This is a genomic window from Serratia sp. CY56464, from assembly GCF_052168435.1.
In the GTDB taxonomy this organism is placed as follows: domain Bacteria; phylum Pseudomonadota; class Gammaproteobacteria; order Enterobacterales; family Enterobacteriaceae; genus Serratia; species Serratia marcescens.
In genome coordinates, this window is record NZ_JBJNMV010000001.1 from 2,642,429 (window position 1) to 2,664,342 (window position 21,914).

The following is a 21,914-nucleotide window of genomic DNA, read 5'->3' on the forward strand; positions in this document are numbered from 1 at the left end:
CGGCTTGCCGATAAAAAAGGGCTGAACATCGGTTCAGCCCTCATCGTTTATGGCGCTCCGCGCGTTACGGGCGATAAACCTTCACGTTGCTGAAGCCCTGCTCCAGCAGGTACAACGCCTGCAGACGGCTCATCACGCCGCGCTCGCAGTACAGCAGGTAGGTTTTGCTTTGGTCCAGATCGCCGAACTGGGTGCTCAGCTTGTAGAACGGCAACGCTTTAACTTCAACCTGTTCCAGCTGCAACGGCTTCTCTTCCTGCTCGTCGTTGGAACGGATATCCAGGATCACCTCGTCGGCGCCGAAGGCCGCAACGGTTTCTACCTCGGTCACCTGCTCCTGCGCCTGCTCGGCGATGGAGCGAATATCGACATTCTTCGCCTCGCTCACCACCCGATCGAGAATGCTGAAATCGAAGTGGCTTTCTTCCTCTTCAATCTTCGCCTTGACGGCTTTTACCGTCGGGCTCTTCGAAATCACGCCGCAGTATTCCGGCATGGTTTTGGCGAAGTCTTCGGTGCCGATTTCACGCGCCAGTTTGATGATGTGCTCTTTATCGTGCGAGATCAGCGGACGCAGGATCAGCGTATCGGACGCATTGTCGATCAAGCGCAGGTTGGTCAGCGTCTGGCTGGACACCTGCCCCAGCGCTTCACCGGTTACCAGCGCCTGCACGCCGTAGCGTTCGGCCACTTGCGAAGCGGCGCGCACCATCATGCGCTTGAGCACCACGCCCATCTGGCCGTCGTCGACTTTCTCCAGGATCTCGCCCACCACCGGTTCGAAGTCGATGGCGACGAAGCGCACCTTGTGCGAACTGGCGAAACGGTTCCACAGATAGTGCGCCACCTGCTTCACGCCAATCTCATGCGCGGCGCCGCCCAGGTTAAAGAAGCAGAAGTGCACGCGGCAGCCGCGACGCATCAGCATATAGCTGGACACGCCCGAGTCGAAACCGCCGGAAATCAGCGACATCACGTCTTCCTGGGTGCCGACCGGGTAACCGCCGATGCCTTCGAGGCGGCGTTTGACCAGCATCAGCTTGTCGTCTTCAATCTCCAGATTTACCGTGACCTGCGGGCGGGTCAGGTTAACGCGCGCGCTCTCGATATGCTGGTTCAGGCCGCCGCCGACGTAACGCTCCACGTCCTGCGAATTGAACGCCTGCTTGCCGCGGCGCTTGACGCGCACGCAGAAGGTTTTGCCTTCCAGCTGGGCGCGGTAGGCTTCCAGCGTCTGCTCGAAGATGTGGTGGATGTCGGTATAAGCGCGATCTTCCACTTCCAGAATATGGTGGATGCCGGGAATGCGCGTCAGCGCGTCGGCGATGATCGGCCGTTGGTTTTCATCTTTGGCGCGAACTTCGATATGATCCCAGTGACGGACGACCGCCAGCGTTTCATCATACTGCTTCAGGACGTTGCGAATATTGGTCGAGAGAATCTTGATAAAGCGCAAGCGCACAGATTGGCTCTTGATGGTGATTTCCGGGAACAATTTAATGATAAACTTCATGGCGGTCTTTGTTGTCAGATAAGAATTACGGCGCGGAGTATATCACCATATCGCCGCGCTCTGCGCACAAAACCACACATGAGCGCCATGATTTGCTAATCAAGATCCGCTAGGATAGGCTCTGGCGCCACGGTTCACATGATGACGTAAAAAGAAAATTATGCCGAAAAAACCAGCACAATCAGCCAGTACAGAGCAAACAGCCAGCTTTGAAAGCGCCCTCGGCGAGCTGGAAAGCATCGTGACGCGTCTGGAGTCGGGCGAACTGCCGCTGGAAGACGCGCTGAACGAATTCGAACGCGGCGTGCAGCTGGCGCGCCAAGGCCAGCAGAAACTGCAACAGGCGGAACAGCGTGTGCAGATACTTCTTAACGACAGCGCCGACGATGCGGCGCTGGCGCCTTTCACACCGGATGCCGAGTAACCGACATGTCTGAGATCGCCCCATCGGCCGCTTTTGCCGATCAACTGCAGATTTTCCGCCAGCGCGCCGATCGCGCGCTGCTGGACTTCATCGCCCCGCTGCCGTTCAACGACGGCAACATGGTGGCGGCGATGCGTCATGGCGCCTTGCTGGGCGGCAAGCGCCTGCGCCCGTTCCTGGTGTACACCACCGGCCAGATGTTCGGCGTATCGCTGGCCAACCTGGACGCGCCGGCGGCGGCGGTGGAATGCATTCACGCCTACTCGCTGATCCATGACGATCTACCGGCGATGGACGACGACGATCTGCGCCGCGGCCAGCCGACCTGCCACATTAAATTCGGTGAAGCCAACGCGATCCTGGCCGGCGATGCGCTGCAAACGCTGGCGTTTTCGATCCTGGCCGATGCCGAGATGCCTGACGTGGCGCTGCGCGATCGGCTGGCGATGGTTTCCGAACTGGCGACCGCCAGCGGCGTAGCCGGCATGTGCGGCGGCCAATCGCTGGATCTGGAAGCTGAAGGCAAGCGCGTCGATCTGCAGGCGCTGGAACAGATCCACCGCCACAAAACCGGCGCGCTGATCCGCGCGGCGGTGCGCCTGGGCGCGCTGAGCGCCGGCGAAGCCGGGCGAGCGGCGCTGCCGCAGCTGGATCGATATGCCGCCGCGGTTGGCCTGGCGTTCCAGGTGCAGGATGACATTTTGGACGTTGTCGGCGAGACTGAAAAGATCGGCAAGCGCCAGGGAGCGGACCAACAACACGGAAAGAGTACCTACCCGGCGTTGCTCGGGCTTGACAGCGCGAAAGCAAAAGCGTGGGATCTCTATCAGGAAGCATTAGCTGCATTAGACACTTTGGCAGCGCAATCTTACAACACAGCGCCATTGCGAGCGTTAGCCAGCTTCATTATTGAACGCGACAATTAACGTGTGACGTTAACTCCTCTGATATGAGTATCGAATGAGTCTTGATATAGCCAAATACCCAACCCTGGCGCTAGCGGAAAACCCCGAGGAACTCCGCTCACTGCCCAAAGAGAGCTTGCCGAAGCTGTGCGATGAGCTGCGGCAATATCTGCTGAACAGCGTCAGTCGCTCCAGCGGCCACTTTGCCTCCGGGCTGGGTACCGTCGAACTGACGGTGGCGTTGCATTTCGTCTACAACACGCCGTTCGATCATCTGGTGTGGGACGTCGGCCACCAGGCCTACCCGCACAAAATTCTGACCGGTCGCCGCGACCGGATCGCCACTATCCGGCAAAAGAACGGCTTGCACCCCTTCCCGTGGCGTGCCGAAAGCGAATACGACGTGCTGTCGGTCGGCCATTCGTCAACCTCGATCAGCGCCGGCCTCGGCATGGCGGTGGCGGCGGAGCGTGAAGGCAAAGGCCGCCGCACGGTATGCGTGATCGGCGATGGCGCCATCACCGCCGGCATGGCGTTTGAAGCGATGAACCACGCCGGCGACATCAATCCGGACATGCTGGTGGTGCTGAACGACAACGAGATGTCGATCTCGGAAAACGTCGGCGCGCTGAACAACCATCTGGCGCAGCTGCTGTCCGGCAAGCTTTACTCCACCCTGCGCGAAGGCGGCAAGAAAGTGCTGGCCGGCGTGCCGCCGATCAAGGAGCTGGTGAAACGTACCGAAGAGCACCTGAAAGGCATGGTGGTGCCGGGCACGCTGTTCGAAGAGCTGGGCTTCAACTACATCGGCCCGGTAGACGGGCACGACGTGCAGGGGCTGGTCGCCACGTTGAAAAACATGCGCGATCTGAAAGGCCCGCAGCTGTTGCACATCATGACCAAGAAAGGCCGTGGCTACGCGCCGGCGGAAAAGGATCCGATCAGCTTCCACGCGGTGCCGAAGTTCGATCCCGCCAGCGGCACGCTGCCGAAAAGCGCCGGCGGTCTGCCGACCTATTCGAAAATCTTCGGCGACTGGCTGTGTGAAACCGCCGCCAAAGACAGCTCGCTGATGGCGATCACGCCGGCGATGCGCGAAGGCTCCGGCATGGTGCAGTTCTCCCGCGACTACCCGCAGCAATATTTTGATGTGGCGATCGCCGAGCAGCACGCGGTCACCTTCGCCGCCGGGCTGGCGATCGGCGGCTACAAGCCGGTGGTGGCGATCTATTCCACCTTCCTGCAACGCGCCTACGACCAACTGATCCACGACGTGGCGATCCAAAACCTGCCGGTGATGTTCGCCATCGATCGCGGCGGCATCGTCGGCGCCGATGGTCAGACTCACCAGGGTGCGTTCGATCTGTCGTTCATGCGCTGTATCCCGACCATGGTGATCATGACGCCGAGCGACGAAAACGAATGCCGCCAGATGCTGTATACCGGCTATCACTACAATGCCGGCCCGAGCGCCGTGCGCTATCCGCGCGGCACCGGCACCGGCGCGGCGCTGGAGCCGCTCAACATGCTGCCGATCGGCAAAGGCGTGGTGCGCCGCCAGGGGGAAAAGATCGCCATTCTCAACTTCGGCACTCTGCTGCCGGAGGCCGCGCAAGCGGCGGAAGCGCTCAACGCCACGCTGGTCGACATGCGCTTCGTCAAGCCGCTGGACGAGCAGTTGGTGCTCGAACTGGCCGCCAGCCATGAAACGCTGGTGACGCTGGAAGAAAACGCCATCATGGGCGGCGCTGGCAGCGGCGTCAACGAACTGCTGATGGCCAAACGCCGGCCGGTGCCGGTGCTGAACCTCGGTCTGCCTGACAGCTTCGTCTCGCAGGGCAGCCAGGAAGAGCTGCGCGCCGATCTGGGGCTGGACGCCGCCGGCATTCAGCGCCAAATCGAAACCTGGCTGGCGCAGTAATCCCCCCCGCGCCTGAAAAAACGCCTCCGCTCTCGGAGGCGTTTTCGTTTCCGCCCTCCGGGATCCGCGCTACAGTTACTGTCTGAGCTGTGAATGGGAGGCAAACATGAAGTACCTGAAACTGGGCAACACCGATCTGAACGTTTCGCGCATCTGCCTGGGTTGCATGACCTACGGCGAACCGAATCGCGGCAATCACGCCTGGACGTTGCCGGAAGAGAGCAGCCGCCCGCTGCTGAAACAGGCGCTGGAAGCCGGCATCAACTTTTTCGACACCGCCAACAGCTATTCCGACGGCAGCAGCGAGGAGATCCTCGGTCGGGCGCTGCGCGACTATGCGCGCCGCGAGGACGTGGTGATCGCCACCAAGGTCTATTTCCCGCTGAGCAACCTGGAGCGCGGTTTGTCGCGCGCCAAGATCATGCAGTCCATCGACGACAGCCTGCGGCGCCTGGGCACCGACTATGTCGATTTGCTGCAGATCCATCGCTGGGATTACGAAACGCCGCTGGAAGAAACGCTGGAAGCGCTGCACGACGTGGTGAAAGCCGGTAAAGCGCGATACATCGGCGCCTCCTCGATGTACGCCTGGCAGTTCGCCAAAGCGCTGTATACCGCCGATCTGCACGGCTGGACGCGCTTTGTCAGCATGCAGGATCAATACAACCTGATCCAGCGCGAAGAAGAACGCGAGATGCACCCGCTGTGCGCCGCCGAAGGCATCGCCGTGCTGCCGTGGAGCCCGCTGGCGCGTGGCCGCCTGACCCGCCCCTGGGGCGAAACCACCGCGCGGCTGGTCTCCGACCAGTTCGGCAAGAGCCTGTACGAGGACACTGAAGGCATCGACGCCATCATCGCCGAGCGCGTCGCCAGCCTCGCCGACGAACGTGGCGTTTCACGCGCGCAGATCGCGCTGGCCTGGCTGCTGAACAAACCGACGGTCAGCGCGCCGATCGTCGGTGCTTCACGCAGCGAGCAGTTGGATGACGCCATCGCCGCGGTCGATTTGAGTTTGTCGCCACAAGAGGTGGCGGAACTGGAGACGGCCTACGTGCCGCACCGGGTGACAGGGTTTGAATAAAGAGAAGCGGGCGCGAAGAAGCGCGCCCGTCTGTCAGAACAGCCCGATAGGCCAGTGGTGGCCAATCAGGTAGATGATGCCGGCGGACAGCACGCCGGCGATGATATCGTCGACCATGATGCCCATGCCGCCATGCACGTTGCGGTCGAACCAGCGGATCGGCCACGGCTTCCACATATCCAGAATGCGGAAGATGACGAAACCGGCGGCGACCCAGCGCCAGTCGTTGATCGGCAGCGCCATCAGCGTGATCCACATGCCGACGAACTCATCCCAGACGATACTGCCGTGATCGTGCACCTTCATGTCTTTTGCCGTGCGGTGGCAAATATAGACGCCGATACAGATGCTGAACATCACCGCCAACGAGTAGAGCTGCCACGGCAGCTGGATCAGCAGCAGCCAGAACGGGATCGCCGCCAGCGATCCCATGGTGCCCGGCATCACCGGCGACAAACCGCTGCCAAAACCGGTGGCCAGCAGGTGCCACGGATTGCTCATCCGCAGCCGACGTTTGGCTTCATCCATGGGTGCCCGGCTCCGCATTGAAATGATCGAACCCGGCCCAGTCCAGCTCTACCGCTTCGTCGTCGCGATAATAGCGGATGCCTTCAGACAGCGGACCAATTTGGCCGATGCAGGTGTAGTCGGCGCCGAGGTGGCTCAGCGCCACTTCCAGCGCGCCGCGGTTGATCTCCGGCACGGTGAAGCACAGCTCGTAATCTTCGCCGCCCGCCAGCGCCCAGCGCAGCGCCTGCTCGGCGTCGGTGTGGCTGCTCAGCGCCTGCGACATCGGCAGCTCGTCCAGCACGATGCGCGCCCCGCAGTCGCTGGCCTTCAGGATGTGTTTCAGATCGGAAATCAGGCCGTCGGAGATGTCGATCGCCGAGCTGGCCAGATCCCGCAGCGCCTGCCCCTGCAGCACCCGCGGCTGCGGCCGCAGATGGCGAGCGAGCAGGTAATCGCGCGCCGCCGCATCCGGCACCGCCAGGCGATCCTGCAGGATCGCCAGACCGGCGGCGCTGTCGCCCAGCGTGCCGGTCACGTAGATCCAGTCGCCGATGCGCGCGCCGCTGCGGGTCAACGCCCGACCGGCCGGGATCAAACCCTGAATGGTTAACGTCATGCTCAGCGGGCCGCGCGTGGTATCGCCGCCGATCAGCTGCATGCCGTAATAGTTGAGCTGATCAAACAGGCTGTCGCTGAAGGCCTTCAGCCAGGGTTCGTTCACCTCCGGCAGGGTCAGGGCCAGCGAGAGCCACGCCGGATCGGCGCCCATCGCCGCCAGATCGCTCAGATTGACCGCCAGCGCTTTATAACCGAGATCGGCCGGATCGATATCCGGCAAGAAGTGCACGCCCGCCACCAACGTATCGGTACTGACGGCCACCAGCTGTTTTTCCGGCACTGCCAGCAGTGCGCAGTCATCTCCAATGCCCAACTGTACATCCCGGCGCACGCGCTTAAACCGGTCAAAATAGCGGGCAATGAGGTCAAATTCGCCGCATGCCATATCGATATTCCACGAGAAGAAATTAAGGCCGGGAATGCCGGCCTTAATGTTTTACTTTTTCTTGCGAAGGGTTGGCGCCACTTTATCCAGCACCCCGTTCACAAACTTGTGGCTGTCTTCCGCGCCGAAGGTTTTCGCCAGCTCGATCGCTTCGTTGATCGCCACTTTGTAAGGGACATCCTCGCGCATCTTCAGTTCAAACAGCGCGACGCGCAGCACCGCGCGCTCCACCTGGCCCAGCTCTTCGAGCTGACGCGACAGGTATGGCGCCATCAGTTCGTCCAGCATACCTGCATTCACTGCCGCGCCGGACAGCAACTCGCGAAAATAGGCGACGTCAACATCTTTGACATCCTGCTCCGTCAGGAACTGGTGTTCAACATCGGCAAGGTCGTTTTTAGACAACTGCCAAGAGTAAAGCGCTTGAACAGCGCACTCACGAGCGCGGCGACGAGCAGCAGGTTTCACGGAATTCCCCTTAACTAAATTCAGGCTTTAATAGCTTTGATAACATTAATCATTTCAAGTGCGGTCAACGCGGCTTCAGCGCCCTTGTTGCCCGCTTTGGTGCCGGCGCGTTCGATCGCCTGTTCGATGCTTTCGGTGGTCAGCACGCCAAAGGCAACCGGGATTTCGGCATTCATCGCAACGTTGCCGATGCCGGAGCTGGCTTCGCCCGCCACATATTCGAAGTGCGCGGTGCCCCCGCGGATAACGGTGCCCAGCGCGATAACCGCGTCGTATTTGCCGGTTTTGGCCAATACGCTCGCCGTCAGCGGCAGCTCGTAAGCGCCCGGGACCCAGACAACGGTGATGTTGTCGTCAGCAACCTGACCAATGCGTTTCAGCGCGTCGATGGCGCCTTCCAGCAGGCTGTCGTTGATGAAATTGTTAAAACGTGCAATTGCGATCGCCACACGGGCATTTGGAGTAGCAACAACACCTTCGATAACTTTCATGGGCTTTCCTTAAAAATGGGTTCAATACCCCGCAGGGGGGCGGATTCTATCATATTCTTTCATCGCCTGCGCGGCGCTTTTGTAAAACCGGCGCGCGGGCGCGAGATTCAGTGTTTCGCCCGCAGGCGCAAACGCAGATCGGGGCCGACCTGGCGCACGTCGCTAAAGACGAATTCCGGCGCGTCGGCCAGCCGTTCCAGGCCCGGCAGATGACACAGGCCACGGCCATTATCGCCCAACAGTTTCGGCGCGATGTACAAAATGAGCTCATCCACCAGGCCGGCCTGCAGCAGCGCGCCGGCCAGCATTGCGCCCGCCTCTACCCAGATTGAATTCACCTGGCGCTTGGCCAACAGCATCATCATCACCACCAGATCAATGCCGCCGCCGTGCGCCGGGCAGATAAACTGTTCGACCTCTTGCGGCCAGGCCTGTTCATCCGCCTGCAGGCGCGCCAGCCAGGTAGCGCCCGGCTGCTGCACCACGCGGTGCTGCGGGGTGATGCGATTTTGGCTGTCGAGCAGGATGCGCAGCGGCTGGCGCAGATTTTCGCGCGGATAGAGGCGCTGCGTCTCGGCGTCCAGCTCATCCCAACGCACCGTCAGCGACGGATCGTCCGCCAGCACGGTGGCGCTGGTGCTGAGAATCGCGGCGCTCTGCGCGCGCAGGCGCTGCACGTCCTGACGCGCTTCGGGTGAGGTGATCCACTGGCTCTCGCCGGTGGCCATCGCCGTGCGGCCGTCCAGCGACGCGCCCAGCTTCAGCTGCACGTAAGGGAAACCGGTGCGCATGCGCTTGAGGAAGCCCAGGTTGACCGCTTCGGCCTCGGCCAGCATCAGGCCATGACGGACTTCGACGCCGGCCTGCTGCAGCTTGTACAGCCCGCGCCCCGCCACCTGCGGATTGGGATCTTGCATCGCCGCGACCACCCGCGTCACGCCGGCGGCCACCAGCGCATCGGCGCAGGGCGGTGTGCGGCCGTGGTGGCTGCACGGCTCGAGCGTCACATAGGCGGTGGCGCCGCGCGCCTTGTCGCCCGCCATGCGCAGCGCGTGCACTTCCGCGTGCGGCTCGCCGGCGCGCAGATGGTAGCCTTCACCGACAATTTCGCCGTCGCGCACGATAACGCAGCCGACGTTCGGATTGGGCGCGGTGGTGAAACGCCCCAGGCGCGCCAGTTCGAAGGCGCGCGCCATATAAAATTCGTCGTGATGCATGAAAGATCCTTTAGTCTTGCAGGCGGGCAATCTCTTCGCCGAACTCGCGCACGTCCTCGAAGCTGCGGTACACCGACGCAAAGCGAATGTAGGCGACCTTATCCAGCTTTTTCAACGCGTCCATCACCAGATTACCCACCAGTTTGGTCGGCACTTCGCGTTCGCCGGTGGCGCGCAGTTGGGATTTGATATGATTAAGGGCGTTTTCCACATCGTCCGAGCTTACCGGGCGCTTTTCCAGCGCTTTCAGCATGCCGCGGCGCAGTTTGTCTTCGTTGAACGGCTCGCGCACCTCATCGCTTTTAATCACTCGCGGCATCACCAGCTCGGCCACCTCGAAGGTGGTGAAGCGCTCATTGCACACCAGACACTGGCGGCGGCGGCGCACTTGCGAACCGTCCCCCACCAGGCGGGAATCAATGACTTTGGTATCAACGGCGGCGCAGAAAGGGCAATGCATAACACGTCCTGATAAACGTTTTTATAGATAAACGCAGTTTACCCCGAAGTGCAGCCACAACAAAGGGCGGCGGCCATTTGTTGCGACACGCCGCCGGGAAGCGGCGCCGATATGACTTTCCCCTCCGAGCGGACTAAGCTGATAGCAGGAGATTCAGCATAGGAAATCGCCGTCATGACAACCTGTTACCCCAAAATCGCCCTGCTCGCCGCCGCCGTGTTGCTGGCAGGCTGCGCGCACAACGCCGCCGTGCCTCAACTGCGCCATCAGGTCGCCGCGCTGAACCAGAAAGTGAGCGTGCTGACCGATCAAACCACCGCGCTGGAGCGGCAGAATATGCTCAATCAGCACTCCGACAACGGCGTCTACCTGCTGCCGGCGGCCCGAAGCGCCGCCCGTTTGCAGAGCGGCATCGGCGAGCTGAGCGTTTCGCTGAGCCACATCAAGAGCGAAGCCAACGGCACGCAGGCGCAGCTGCATGTGCGCATCCTCTCACAGGCCACGCTGCCGCCGTTCAAAGCGGTGGTGGAATGGGGCCAACTGGACGACGCCACCGGGCGGCCGCTGACCGCCGAGGCGCTGTCGCAACCGATCGCCAGCGCCGATTCGCTGCTGCCGAAACCCGGCCAGGACTTTGAGCTGCGCTTCAGCGGCGTGACGCCGGAACAATTGGGCTATATCCGTCTGCACAGTCTGGTTTCGACCGCCCAACCGGCGGTGGTGCAGCAACGCTGAAACCCAAAGCAAAAAAAAGGAGCGCCGATGGGCGCTCCTTTTCATTTCGCTGAATACTGCGGCGGTTAAGGCAGAATCGAAGGCTGATCCGCGCCCTCTTTTTCCACTTTTTGCTGCAGCATGTGCTCGCGTTTCATCCCCAGTTTCAACGCCAGCGCGGACGCGACGTAGATGGAGGAGACGGTACCGATCGACACGCCGATCAACATCGCCAGCGAGAAACCTTGCAGCATCGCGCCACCGAAGATGTACAGCATCAGCACCACCATCAGGGTAGTACCGGAAGTCATCAGCGTACGGCTCAGCGTCTGGGTCAACGACACGTTCATGATCTCGTAAGGCGTGCCGCGGCGGATCTTGCGGAAGTTTTCACGAATACGGTCGGAAACCACGATGCTGTCGTTCAGCGAGTAACCGATAACCGACATCAGGGACGCGACGATGGTCAGGTCAATCTCGATGTGGAACAGCGACAGCACGCCCAGCGTGATGATCACGTCGTGCGCCAGCGCGATAACCGCCCCCAGCGCCAGGCGCCATTCGAAGCGGAAACCGACGTAGATCAGGATACAGATCAACGCCACCAGCAGCGCCATGCCGCCGGTTTGCGCCAGTTCGCTGCCCACGCTCGGGCCGACGAACTCGATGCGCTTCACGGTGGCGTTTTTATCCACCGAGTCGTTGATCACGCCGATCACCTTGTTGCCCAGTTCCTGGCCTGCGGTGCCGGTCGCCGGTGGCATGCGCACCATCACGTCGCGGCTGCTGCCGAAGTTCTGGATGATCGGATCCTGGAACCCGGCCTTCTCCAGCGTATCGCGCATCAGGTCGAGGTTAGCCGGTTTCTCCAGGTTGATTTCAATCACCGTACCGCCGGTGAAATCCAGACCCCAGTTAAACCCGCGCACCGACATGGTGACGATCGACGCGACCAACAGCAGCAACGAGATGCCGAAGGCCAAATAGTCCCAGCGCATAAAGTCGTAGACTTTACGGCCGTAGTTGAGTTGCTCAACAGTATAATCCTGTGCCACAACGCACTCCTCAGATAGACAGCTTGTTAATGCGTTTGCCGCCGTAAAGCAGGTTGACGATGGCACGGGTACCGACAATCGCGGTGAACATGGACGTCGCCACACCGATAGCGGTGGTGATCGCAAAGCCTTTGATCGAACCGGTGCCCACTGCGTACAGGATGACCGCGGTGATCAGGGTGGTGATGTTGGCATCGACGATACTGGAGAACGCGCCTTTATAGCCCTCATGGATCGCCTGCTGAACGGACCGGCCGTTCTTCAGCTCTTCCTTGATACGTTCGTTAATCAGTACGTTGGCGTCAACCGCCACCGCCAGCGTCAACACGATCCCGGCGATACCCGGCATGGTCAGCGTCGCCCCCGGCAACAGGGACATCACGCCGACGATCAGCACCAGGTTGGCGACCAGCGCCGTGGTGGCGATCACGCCGAACTTACGGTACCAGACCACCATGAAGACGATAGACGCCACCAGGCCCCACAGACAGGCTTCCAGACCTTGGGTGATGTTCTGCTGACCCAGGGTTGGGCCGATGGTGCGCTCTTCGACGATCTGAATCGGCGCGATCAACGCACCCGCACGCAGCAGCAGCGAAAGCTGACGCGCTTCGTTCGGGTTGCCGATGCCGGTGATGCGGAAGCTGTTGCCCAGACGCGACTGAATGTTCGCCACGTTGATCACTTCTTCCTGTTTCACCAGCACCGCACGGCCGTTAGCGTCTTTCTTGCCGCTGTCCTTATACTCCACGAACAGGGTCGCCATCGGCTTGCCGATGTTATCCTTGGTGAAGTTGGACATGGACGTGCCGCCGGCGCTGTCCAGCGAGATGTTAACCTGCGGCTGGTTGTATTCGTCGGTGCTCGAGGTGGAGTCGGTGATGTGGTCACCGGTCAGGATCACGCGCTTGTACAGCACGATCGGCTGGCCGTCACGGGTGTATTTCACCTCGGAGTCGCCCGGCACGCGGCCGTTGGCCGCCGCAGTGGCGTCCGCATTGGTGTTCACCAGGCGGAACTCCAGGGTCGCGGTGGCGCCCAGAATTTCTTTGGCGCGCGCGGTGTCCTGAATGCCCGGCAGCTCAACCACGATGCGGTCGGCGCCCTGGCGCTGCACCAGCGGTTCGGCGACGCCGAGCTGGTTGACGCGGTTACGCAGGATAGTGATGTTCTGCTGGACGGCGTATTCGCGCGCTTCGCTCAGACGGGCGTCCGTCAGGTTGGCTTTCATGGTGTTGGCGCCGTTGGCGGACAGCACCAGATCGCGCTGACGCGGACCGATGTAGCTGATGGCCTGATCGCGAGCCGCATCGTCGCGGAAGCGAACTTCCACGCCGTTGTTGTCCAGCTTGCGGATAGACGCGTAAGGAATGCCCTTCTCGCGCAGCTCGCTGCGCAGGGTATCCATGGTCTGTTCCTGCAGCTTGCTCAACGCGGTGTCCATGTCCACTTCCATCAGGAAGTGTACGCCGCCGCGCAGGTCCAGGCCGAGTTTCATCGGCTCTGCGCCCAGCATGGCCAGCCAGGTCGGCGTGGCCGGCGCCAGGTTCAGCGCCACGACGAATTTGTCACCCAGCTCGGTCACCAGCGCTTCGCGGGCGCGCAGCTGAACGTCAGGATCTTTAAAGCGAGCCAGGATGGCGCCATTTTCCAGCGCAATCGACTTGCTCGCGATGTTGTCTTTTTCTAATACGGTACGGACCTGGTCCAGCGTAGTTTCACTGGCGGCGACGCCGCGCGCGCCAGTGATTTGTACGGCCGGATCCTCACCGTAGATGTTGGGAAGCGCATAAAGCAGACCGACGAGGATCACGACGATCAACATCAGATACTTCCACAAAGGATAACGGTTTAGCACGGCAATTCCCTTCGGGAAAAAAGATTACAGGGCCTTCATGGTACCTTTCGGCAGAACGGCCGCCACGAAGTCACGCTTGATCATCACTTCCGTGGTGTCGTTCAGCGCGATGGCGATGATGCCGGTGTCGGCCACTTTGGTCACTCGACCGATCAGGCCGCCGGTGGTCAGCACTTCGTCGCCTTTACCGATGGAGTCCATCAGCTTCTTGTGATCTTTAGCGCGCTTCTGCTGTGGGCGCAGGATCATGAAGTAGAAGATCAGGCCGAACACCACCAGCATAATGATCAGAGAGTACGGGCTTCCCTGAGCCGGAGCCCCTGCGGATGCGACGGCGTCAGAAATGAAAAAGCTCATTGAAATTCCCTCATTAAGTTATCAATTATTAGATCAAGCGTTTAAAGGCGGAATCGGCTTGCCGATCCGACCATAGAAATCCGCAACAAACTGCTCTAATTTACCCTCTTCGATAGCCTGGCGTAAACCCGCCATCAGGCGCTGGTAGTGACGCAGGTTATGAATTGTGTTCAGTCGAGCACCCAATATTTCGTTGCAACGGTCGAGATGGTGCAAGTAGGCGCGGCTGTAATGGCGACACGTGTAGCAATCACAGTCCTTATCCAGCGGAGAAGTATCATCCTTGTGCTTGGCATTACGGATTTTTACCACACCGTCAGTCACGAACAAATGGCCGTTGCGGGCGTTGCGGGTCGGCATGACGCAGTCGAACATGTCGATGCCGCGGCGCACGCCTTCCACCAAATCTTCCGGCTTGCCGACGCCCATCAAATAGCGTGGCTTATCTTCCGGAATTTGCGGGCAAACGTGTTCAAGAATGCGATGCATATCCTCTTTCGGCTCGCCTACAGCCAAGCCGCCCACAGCGTACCCGTCAAAGCCGATATCCACCAGCCCTTTGACGGAAACATCACGTAAATCTTCGTAAACGCCGCCCTGAATGATGCCGAACAGCGCATTTTTATTTTCCAGCTCGTCGAAACGCTGGCGGCTGCGCTGCGCCCAACGCAGCGACATTTCCATCGAACGCTTGGCGTAGTCCCAGTCGGCCGGGTACGGCGTACATTCATCGAAGATCATCACGATGTCGGAACCCAGGTCATACTGGATTTCCATCGATTTTTCCGGGCTCAGGAACACCTTGTCGCCGTTGATCGGGTTGCGGAAGTACACGCCTTCCTCTTTGATCTTGCGCATCGCCCCCAGGCTGAACACCTGGAAACCGCCGGAGTCGGTGAGGATCGGGCCCGGCCACTGCATGAAGTCGTGCAGATCGCCGTGCAGCTTCATGATCTCCTGGCCCGGGCGCAGCCACAGGTGGAAGGTGTTGCCCAGCAGGATCTGCGCGCCGGTCTCTTTCACTTCTTCCGGCGTCATGCCCTTGACCGTGCCGTAGGTGCCGACCGGCATAAAGGCCGGGGTTTCCACCACGCCGCGGTCGAAAATCAGGCGGCCGCGGCGTGCGCGGCCATCGGTAGTTTGTAGTTCGTACTTCACAAAGCCTCCAGCATCAGAGAAACAGTCTGATGTCGTTGAAACGGGGCCGCGCCGTAGGCGCAGCCCGGGAAATTAACCGCCGACGGACTCGTTTTCCGCCTGCGGGTTACGGCTGATGAACATCGCATCGCCGTAGCTGAAAAAGCGATACTGCTCGGCCACCGCCTGCTGATAGGCGTTCATGGTATTTTTATAGCCGGCGAAGGCCGATACCAGCATGATCAGGGTCGATTCCGGCAGGTGGAAATTGGTCACCAGCGCGTCGATCACCTGGTAGTGATAGCCCGGATAGATAAAGATGCTGGTATCGCCGAAGAACGGCGCAATCAGCGCCTCTTTGCTGGCCGCCGCGGCGCTTTCCAGCGAACGCACCGAGGTGGTGCCCACCGCCACGACGCGCTTGCCGCGCGCTTTGCAGGCCAGCACCGCATCCACCACGTCCTGCGGCACTTCGGCGTATTCGGCGTGCATCACGTGATCTTCGATGGTTTCCACGCGCACCGGCTGGAAGGTGCCGGCGCCGACGTGCAGCGTCACGAACGCCATTTCCACGCCTTTGGCGCGCAGCGCCGCCAGCAGCGGTTCGTCGAAGTGCAGGCCGGCGGTCGGCGCGGCGACCGCGCCCGGTTTCTCGCTGTAGACCGTCTGATACAGCTCACGGTCGGCGTCTTCATCCGGGCGAGCGATATAAGGCGGCAGCGGCATGTGGCCGGCCGCGTTAAGAATGGTGAATACGTCGCGTTCGTCGTTGAAGCGCAGCTCGAACAGCGTCTCGTGGCGCGCCACCATGGTGGCGGCGATGCTCTCGTCATCCCCCAACAGCAGCTCGGCGCCCGGCTTGGGCGCTTTCGACGCGCGCACGTGCGCCAGCACGCGATGGTCGTCCAGCACGCGCTCCACCAGCACTTCTATCTTGCCGCCGCTGACCTTGCGGCCGAACATGCGCGCCGGGATCACGCGGGTATTGTTGAACACCAGCAGGTCGCCGGCTTCCAGCTTATCCAGCAGATCGGTGAATACGCCGTGCGTCAGCGCCCCGCTCGGCCCATCCAGCTGCAGCAGGCGGCATGCGCTGCGCTCGGCCTGGGGATAGTGGGCAATCAGGGATTCGGGAAGTTCAAACGAAAAATCAGCGACGCGCATGGGTATTCACTTCTTCAATTTAAGGCTGGTTGGTAAAAAACAGGCGGCCTAGTCTAAAGCCGGGGGCGGTCAGCGGCAAGAAATAAGGAGGATTTGCCTGACTTCAGGTATAGTTGAGGGATGAATTTTCTCGCTCACCTTCACCTGGCCATGCTGGCAGACAGCTCGCTGCTGGGCAACCTGCTGGCCGATTTCGTTCGCGGCAACCCCGCCGCCGACTACCAGCCCGAGGTCGTGGCCGGCATCATGATGCACCGCCGCGTCGACGTGCTGACCGACAGCCTGCCGCAGGTGAAAGCCTGCCGCGACTATTTCAGCGCCCCCTACCGCCGCGTGGCGCCGATCACCCTCGACGTGGTGTGGGACCATTTTCTGGCGCGCCACTGGCAACAGTTGGAGCCTTCACGCGACCTGCACCAGTTTACCCAGGAAGCCCGCAGCCAGATCGAACCTTACCTGCCGCTCACGCCCCCGCGTTTTCAGAACCTGAACGGCTATCTGTGGCCGGAACGCTGGCTGGAACGCTACGCCGAATTGCCGTTCATCGCCCGGGTATTGCAGGGCATGGCCAGCCGCCGTCCACGCCTCGAAGCGCTGGCCGGCTCGTTCGCCGACGTCGAACAACATTATCATCAGCTTGAAACACACTTCTGGCAGTTTTATCCGAAAATGATGCAGCAGGCGAAGGAAAAAACGCTCTGAGGTCAAGCCCAAGCGTTTGAAATTGCAGCGCATTGCAAGAATTTACGTTTTGCCGCTTGCCCTTTTGCAGGAAAAGGTTATTTTTAAAGCTTGATAAATTATATCAACGACTTTGATAGGTAAAAGCTATCTCATTGATTGGTCTTTTACCCTTTATTCACCAAGTCATGGCCCCTATACTGGCCCTTGTTTTTACATCCACCCTTTAACACCTATTACAGGAGTAATTATGGTCCTGGTAACTCGTCAAGCCCCTGACTTCACTGCAGCTGCCGTACTGGGTAGCGGCGAAATCGTTGAAAACTTCAACCTGAAGAAGCACCTGAACGGCAAACCGGCCGTGCTGTTCTTCTGGCCAATGGACTTCACCTTCGTATGCCCTTCCGAGCTGATCGCTTTCGATCACCGCTATGAAGAGTTCCAGAAGCGTGGCGTTGAAGTGGTTGGCGTTTCCTTCGACTCAGAATTCGTCCACAACGCATGGCGTAAAACCCCTGTCGACAAAGGCGGCATCGGTGAAGTGAAATACGCAATGGTTGCTGACGTTAAGCGTGAAATCCAGAAAGCTTACGGCATCGAACACCCGGAAGCCGGCGTTGCGCTGCGCGGCTCCTTCCTGATCGACAAAGACGGCATCGTGCGTGCTCAGGTTGTTAACGACCTGCCAATCGGCCGTAACATCGACGAAATGATCCGTACCGTTGACGCGCTGCAATTCCACGAAGAGCACGGTGAAGTCTGCCCGGCTCAGTGGGAAAAAGGCAAAGCAGGTATGGGCGCTTCCCCAGACGGCGTGGCAAAATACCTGTCTGAAAACGCTGCCAAGCTGTAATTTCAGCCTGATAGTGAATCAACCGGCCCACGCGGCCGGTTTTTTTATGCCCCTTTTTGGGGCAGACCGCCCGTCTTCAGTGCTTTATTTCCCTGTTTCCGCTCACATTTCCCGCCCAGTTCGCCGCGCGAATGCCCATCTGCGGCTACTATCAATAACGCTGGCTCGCGCTTTGCAAGCGAACAGCGGCAAGCAAACACAACACAATAAAAAACTGACAGGGTAGGAATAACTATGTTTTTACAGAAATGGAGCAAACCCCTGACCATGGCGGCGCTGCTGGTCAGCGGCAGCCTGTATGCGGCATCCAACCCAGCGGTGGAAGCCCAAAACGGCATGGTGGTCACCTCGCAGCATCTGGCCTCGCAGGTCGGGGTGGATATCCTGAAGATGGGCGGCAACGCCATCGACGCCGCCGTGGCGGTCGGCTATGCGCAAGCGGTGGTGAACCCCTGCTGCGGCAACATCGGCGGCGGCGGCTTTATGACCGTCCACCTGGCGGACGGCACCGATACCTTCATCAACTTCCGCGAAACCGCGCCGGCGGCGGCCAGCGCCAACATGTATCTGGACGCCGACGGCAAGGTGAAGAAAGACGCCAGCCTGTACGGCTATCTGGCGGCGGGCGTGCCGGGCACCGTGCTGGGGATGGAAACCGCGCGTGAGAAGTACGGCAAACTGAGCCGCGAACAGGTGCTGGCGCCGGCGATCAGGCTGGCGCGCGAAGGCTTTGTGCTGACCCGCGCCGACACCGATATCCTCGACACCACCATCGCGCGCTTCAGGCAGGATCCCGAGTCGGCCAAAATCTTCCTGCGCCCGGACGGCAGCCCGCTGCAGCCGGGGGACAAGCTGGTGCAAACCGATCTGGCCAACACGCTGGAAGCCATCGCCAAAGGCGGAACCGACGCCTTCTATAAAGGCAAGATCCCGCAGGCGGTAGAGGCGGCGGCCAAACAGGGCGGCGGCATTTTGACCGCCGCCGACTTCGCCAACTATAAAGTCACCGAAACCCCGCCGATCACCTGCAGCTATCGCGGCTACAAGTTCGTGTCAGCGCCGCCTCCCAGTTCCGGCGGCGTGACGCTGTGCGAAATCCTCAACGTGGTGGAAGGCTATGATCTGAAAAGCATGGGCTTCAACTCGGCGGCGGCCATTCACACCATGACCGAAGCGATGCGCCATGCCTACATGGATCGCAACACCTACCTTGGCGATCCGGAATTCATCAAGAACCCGATCGACCGACTGGTGAGCAAGAGCTACGCCGAGCAGATCCGCAAGAAAATCGTCGCGGACAAGGCCACGCCGTCGGAAAACGTGCAGCCCGGCATGGAGCCGCATGAGAAGCCGGAAACCACCCACTATTCGATCGTCGACCATGACGGCAACGCGGTCTCCACCACCTATACCGTCAACGGCCGCTTCGGCGCCGTGGTGATCGCACCGGGCACCGGCTTCTTCCTCAACGATGAGATGGACGATTTTACGGTCAAAGTGGGCGAGAAAAACCTGTACGGGCTGGTGCAGGGCACCGCCAACAACATTGCCCCCGGTAAGCGCCCACTATCGTCAATGAGCCCGACGCTGGTAACCAAGGACAACAAGATCTTTATGGTGCTGGGCTCGCCGGGTGGTTCGCGCATCATCACCATCACCCTGCAGACCGCGTTGAACGTGATCGACCACGGCATGGCGCCGCAGGAAGCGGTGGACGCACCGCGCATCCATCACCAATGGCTGCCGGATGAGGTGTACTACGAACAGCGCGGCGTTTCCGCCGATACGCTGAAGCTGCTGAGCGGCATGGGCTACAAGATGGTCGAGCAAACGCCGTGGGGCGCCGCCGAACTGATTCTGGTCGGTTTGCCGGGCGCGGCGGGCGTCAGCCCGGCCAACTCCGGCAACGATTCGGCGGTATCCGGCAAAGTGCGCGAAGGCTATCTGTACGGCGCCAACGACGTGCGCCGCCCGGCAGGCTCCGCGGTCGGTTACTGATGTAAACGCCTACTCACCTTAACCGCGGGGGCGTTTCTGCCCCCGCACTCCCTTTAGCCCTCGCAGCGCCACACGGTGGCCGACTCTTCCGCCAACTGCAGGCGCAACCCGCCGGCCGTTTCGCTCAACTCGCCTCGCCCTTCCACACGCCGCCACGGGCCGCGGGCCAACAGCGGGTTGTGCGGCAACTGCGCCTGGCCGCTGCCGTCGCGCTGCAGCGCCACCAACACCAGCTCCTGCTGATACAGGCGCACGAACACCAGCGTTTCTCCGCTGGCGTACAGCACCTGACAGCCGCCTCGGCGCAACGCCAGGCTCTGTTTACGCAGCGCCGCCATGCGCTGGAACAGCGTCAACAACGGCCGATCCCAGTCGCCGACGTCCCATGGGAACGGCTTGCGGCAAAACGGATCGTTGCCGCCATCCAGGCCAATCTCATCACCGTAATAGAGGCAAGGCACGCCGATCCAGCTCAGCAACCACACCGCCGCCATCTGCATGCGCGCCGCATTCCCCTGCAACAGCGTGAGGAAGCGCGCGGTATCGTGGCTGTCCAGCTGATTGAACTGGATCAGTTGGCGGCTGTGCGGCAGCCCGGCGCGGTAACCGTCCATCCACTGCGCGCACCCGGCGGCGTCCAGCCGCACCGGGTGGTAGGCCACGTCCAGCCCCGCCAAAAACGCCCGCACCGGCAGCGCGAACCCCATGTAGTTCATCGCCGCATCCTCCACGCCGGCGTGCAGCCAGCGGCGCGCGTCGCCGAAGTGCTCACCCAAGACATAGGCCTGTGGATTCTCCTGCTTCACCGCCTGATAGATGCCCGCCAGGTGGCGCAGATTGCCGGTGGCGCCGCCGTTCTCCCCCAGCATATGCACCACGTCCAGCCGCCAGCCGTCGATGCTGTACGGCGGGCGCAGCCAGTGACGCACCACGCTGCCTTCCCCCTGATAAATCGCTTCCGCCACCTGCGGCTCGGCGAAATTGAGCTTCGGCAGGCTGGCGTTGCCCTTCCAGTCGAGCGCGCGGCCGTCCGGGTAAAAGTTGAACCAACCGCGATACGGCGAATCGGGGTGGTGACAGGCGCCGTTTTCGCCCTGACGATGGCGGTCGAACCACGGGTGCGAGTCGCCGGTGTGGTTGAAGACCCCGTCCAGCACCAGTTTCATGCCCACTTTGTGAGTGCTCACTCGCAAACGCTGCAGCGCCGCGTTGCCGCCGAAGTGCGGATCGACCTGGTAATAGTCCTCGGTATCGTACTTATGCACGCTCGGCGCGGTAAAAATCGGGTTCAAATACAGCGCCGTCACGCCCAGCTGCTGCAAATACGGCAGTTTGGCGCTGATGCCATCCAGATCGCCGCCGTAAAAGGTCGAGGCGGCGTGGCGATCCTCCAACGGGTGCTGCCAGTCGCGCCGAATCACCTCGGCGCCGGCCGCGTGATGGCGATAGCTGCCGCTCTGGATGCCGTGCTCGCCGCCGCTGCTGGCGAAGCGATCGGGGAAAATCTGGTAGAACAGCTGATCCGCCACCCACGCGGGGCCATTGTCAGGATCGTCGACGGCGAACTGCGCCAGCTGGCCCGGCGGCGTTGGCGACCAGCCCTGCGGGCCGAACCACTGTTGGCGATCGGCCCACAGCAGCTTGAAGCAGTAACGCCGCGTCGGCTCGCCCTCATTCAGCGTCAGGCTGGCCTGGTAGCGCCGCATCCCCTCGTGGCGCTGCGCTTTCATCGTCAGCAGCCACTCTTCGTTGTCCGGTTCGGCGCGCAAAAATACCCGTTCCGGCAGTTCATCCCCTTGTAACCACAGCGTGATATCCAAACGTTGCCCTTGTTTCACCACAAAAGGCGGGACCGGTTGATGCCAGGCGTTAAGCATACTGTTCTCCTGCTGTACCAAACGAAATCGACGGCGTTCTTCAAAAACGAACAATGCCACGTTAAGTGCAACTCCCCCTCCTCTCTGGCCGCAAAACCCGGGGATGAGCCGGGGGGCGGAGACTGAAAAATAACGCTAACTTGATGTAAAAAAAGGTAAACAGGCACAAATCCTGCACGTTACCCCTTAGGCTAACGCGTTTTAAGTTTACAGGATATTTTTTGCGC

Annotated in this window: 21 protein-coding genes; 8 read left to right on the top strand and 13 right to left on the bottom strand. The window is 60.8% G+C overall.

Annotated features, from left to right (window positions below):
- Window positions 1-64: 64 nt before the first annotated feature.
- Window positions 65-1,513, bottom strand: a complete 1,449-nt coding sequence (thiI, locus tag ACJ8KE_RS12875; RefSeq protein ID WP_004940377.1) for a tRNA uracil 4-sulfurtransferase ThiI — start codon at window positions 1,511-1,513, stop codon at window positions 65-67.
- Window positions 1,514-1,673: 160 nt separating this feature from the next.
- On the opposite strand from thiI, the gene xseB reads away from it, so the two are divergent.
- The 4 genes from xseB (at window position 1,674) to ACJ8KE_RS12895 (ending at window position 5,844) form a co-directional block, all read left to right on the top strand.
- Window positions 1,674-1,937, top strand: coding sequence for an exodeoxyribonuclease VII small subunit (xseB, locus tag ACJ8KE_RS12880; protein ID WP_015376838.1), 264 nt, complete (start codon window positions 1,674-1,676; stop codon window positions 1,935-1,937).
- A gap of 5 nt (window positions 1,938-1,942) precedes the next feature.
- Window positions 1,943-2,863, top strand: coding sequence for a (2E,6E)-farnesyl diphosphate synthase (ispA, locus tag ACJ8KE_RS12885; RefSeq protein ID WP_047728733.1), 921 nt, complete (start codon window positions 1,943-1,945; stop codon window positions 2,861-2,863).
- A gap of 34 nt (window positions 2,864-2,897) precedes the next feature.
- Window positions 2,898-4,763 carry a 1-deoxy-D-xylulose-5-phosphate synthase gene (gene dxs, locus ACJ8KE_RS12890; RefSeq protein ID WP_028128213.1) on the top strand — a complete coding sequence of 622 codons (1,866 nt, stop codon included), beginning with the start codon at window positions 2,898-2,900 and terminating at the stop codon, window positions 4,761-4,763.
- Between the two features lie 106 nt (window positions 4,764-4,869).
- On the top strand, window positions 4,870-5,844 hold the full coding sequence (locus tag ACJ8KE_RS12895; protein WP_016928870.1) for an aldo/keto reductase: 975 nt from the start codon (window positions 4,870-4,872) through the stop codon (window positions 5,842-5,844).
- 33 nt (window positions 5,845-5,877) lie between these two features.
- Here ACJ8KE_RS12895 and pgpA read toward each other — a convergent pair whose 3' ends face one another.
- The 6 genes from pgpA to nrdR form a co-directional block, all read right to left on the bottom strand.
- The gene (gene pgpA / locus ACJ8KE_RS12900; RefSeq protein WP_016928871.1) at window positions 5,878-6,372 is read right to left on the bottom strand and encodes a phosphatidylglycerophosphatase A; all 495 of its coding nucleotides are present in this window, start codon (window positions 6,370-6,372) and stop codon (window positions 5,878-5,880) included.
- Window positions 6,365-7,357, bottom strand: a complete 993-nt coding sequence (gene thiL, locus ACJ8KE_RS12905) for a thiamine-phosphate kinase (protein WP_016928872.1) — start codon at window positions 7,355-7,357, stop codon at window positions 6,365-6,367. The genes pgpA and thiL overlap by 8 nt, the downstream gene beginning before the upstream one ends.
- A 51-nt stretch (window positions 7,358-7,408) precedes the next feature.
- The gene (gene nusB, locus ACJ8KE_RS12910; protein ID WP_004940384.1) at window positions 7,409-7,825 is read right to left on the bottom strand and encodes a transcription antitermination factor NusB; all 417 of its coding nucleotides are present in this window, start codon (window positions 7,823-7,825) and stop codon (window positions 7,409-7,411) included.
- Between the two features lie 20 nt (window positions 7,826-7,845).
- Window positions 7,846-8,316 carry a 6,7-dimethyl-8-ribityllumazine synthase gene (ribH, locus tag ACJ8KE_RS12915; protein ID WP_004940385.1) on the bottom strand — a complete coding sequence of 157 codons (471 nt, stop codon included), beginning with the start codon at window positions 8,314-8,316 and terminating at the stop codon, window positions 7,846-7,848.
- Between the two features lie 107 nt (window positions 8,317-8,423).
- On the bottom strand, window positions 8,424-9,533 hold the full coding sequence (gene ribD / locus ACJ8KE_RS12920) for a bifunctional diaminohydroxyphosphoribosylaminopyrimidine deaminase/5-amino-6-(5-phosphoribosylamino)uracil reductase RibD (RefSeq protein WP_016928874.1): 1,110 nt from the start codon (window positions 9,531-9,533) through the stop codon (window positions 8,424-8,426).
- Between the two features lie 10 nt (window positions 9,534-9,543).
- Complete coding sequence (nrdR, locus tag ACJ8KE_RS12925; protein WP_004940387.1) at window positions 9,544-9,993, bottom strand: transcriptional regulator NrdR; 450 nt, start codon at window positions 9,991-9,993, stop codon at window positions 9,544-9,546.
- Between the two features lie 174 nt (window positions 9,994-10,167).
- Between nrdR and ACJ8KE_RS12930 the strand changes: the two genes are divergently transcribed.
- Window positions 10,168-10,728, top strand: a complete 561-nt coding sequence (locus ACJ8KE_RS12930) for a DUF3251 domain-containing protein (RefSeq protein WP_016928875.1) — start codon at window positions 10,168-10,170, stop codon at window positions 10,726-10,728.
- A gap of 65 nt (window positions 10,729-10,793) precedes the next feature.
- On the opposite strand, the gene secF is transcribed toward ACJ8KE_RS12930, so the two are convergent.
- The 5 genes from secF to queA form a co-directional block, all read right to left on the bottom strand.
- Window positions 10,794-11,762 carry a protein translocase subunit SecF gene (gene secF / locus ACJ8KE_RS12935; protein WP_004940389.1) on the bottom strand — a complete coding sequence of 323 codons (969 nt, stop codon included), beginning with the start codon at window positions 11,760-11,762 and terminating at the stop codon, window positions 10,794-10,796.
- 10 nt (window positions 11,763-11,772) lie between these two features.
- Window positions 11,773-13,620: a protein translocase subunit SecD gene (gene secD / locus ACJ8KE_RS12940; RefSeq protein WP_004940390.1), complete on the bottom strand. Its 1,848-nt coding sequence runs from the start codon at window positions 13,618-13,620 to the stop codon at window positions 11,773-11,775.
- A 24-nt stretch (window positions 13,621-13,644) separates the two neighbouring features.
- The gene (yajC, locus tag ACJ8KE_RS12945; protein ID WP_004940391.1) at window positions 13,645-13,977 is read right to left on the bottom strand and encodes a preprotein translocase subunit YajC; all 333 of its coding nucleotides are present in this window, start codon (window positions 13,975-13,977) and stop codon (window positions 13,645-13,647) included.
- A gap of 33 nt (window positions 13,978-14,010) precedes the next feature.
- Window positions 14,011-15,135, bottom strand: a complete 1,125-nt coding sequence (gene tgt, locus ACJ8KE_RS12950) for a tRNA guanosine(34) transglycosylase Tgt (protein ID WP_016928877.1) — start codon at window positions 15,133-15,135, stop codon at window positions 14,011-14,013.
- A 72-nt stretch (window positions 15,136-15,207) separates the two neighbouring features.
- Window positions 15,208-16,278: a tRNA preQ1(34) S-adenosylmethionine ribosyltransferase-isomerase QueA gene (queA, locus tag ACJ8KE_RS12955; protein WP_016928878.1), complete on the bottom strand. Its 1,071-nt coding sequence runs from the start codon at window positions 16,276-16,278 to the stop codon at window positions 15,208-15,210.
- A gap of 120 nt (window positions 16,279-16,398) precedes the next feature.
- On the opposite strand from queA, the gene ACJ8KE_RS12960 reads away from it, so the two are divergent.
- The 3 genes from ACJ8KE_RS12960 to ggt all read left to right on the top strand — a co-directional run bounded on the left by ACJ8KE_RS12960 (window position 16,399) and on the right by ggt (window position 19,810).
- Window positions 16,399-16,980, top strand: coding sequence for an acyl carrier protein phosphodiesterase (locus ACJ8KE_RS12960; RefSeq protein ID WP_016928879.1), 582 nt, complete (start codon window positions 16,399-16,401; stop codon window positions 16,978-16,980).
- A 229-nt stretch (window positions 16,981-17,209) separates the two neighbouring features.
- A complete protein-coding gene (locus tag ACJ8KE_RS12965) occupies window positions 17,210-17,812 on the top strand; it encodes a peroxiredoxin C (protein WP_004940403.1) in 603 nt (200 codons plus the stop codon).
- A gap of 234 nt (window positions 17,813-18,046) precedes the next feature.
- Window positions 18,047-19,810: a gamma-glutamyltransferase gene (gene ggt, locus ACJ8KE_RS12970; RefSeq protein WP_442517256.1), complete on the top strand. Its 1,764-nt coding sequence runs from the start codon at window positions 18,047-18,049 to the stop codon at window positions 19,808-19,810.
- 53 nt (window positions 19,811-19,863) lie between these two features.
- Here ggt and malZ read toward each other — a convergent pair whose 3' ends face one another.
- A complete protein-coding gene (malZ, locus tag ACJ8KE_RS12975; RefSeq protein ID WP_097102665.1) occupies window positions 19,864-21,687 on the bottom strand; it encodes a maltodextrin glucosidase in 1,824 nt (607 codons plus the stop codon).
- Window positions 21,688-21,914: the final 227 nt, after the last annotated feature.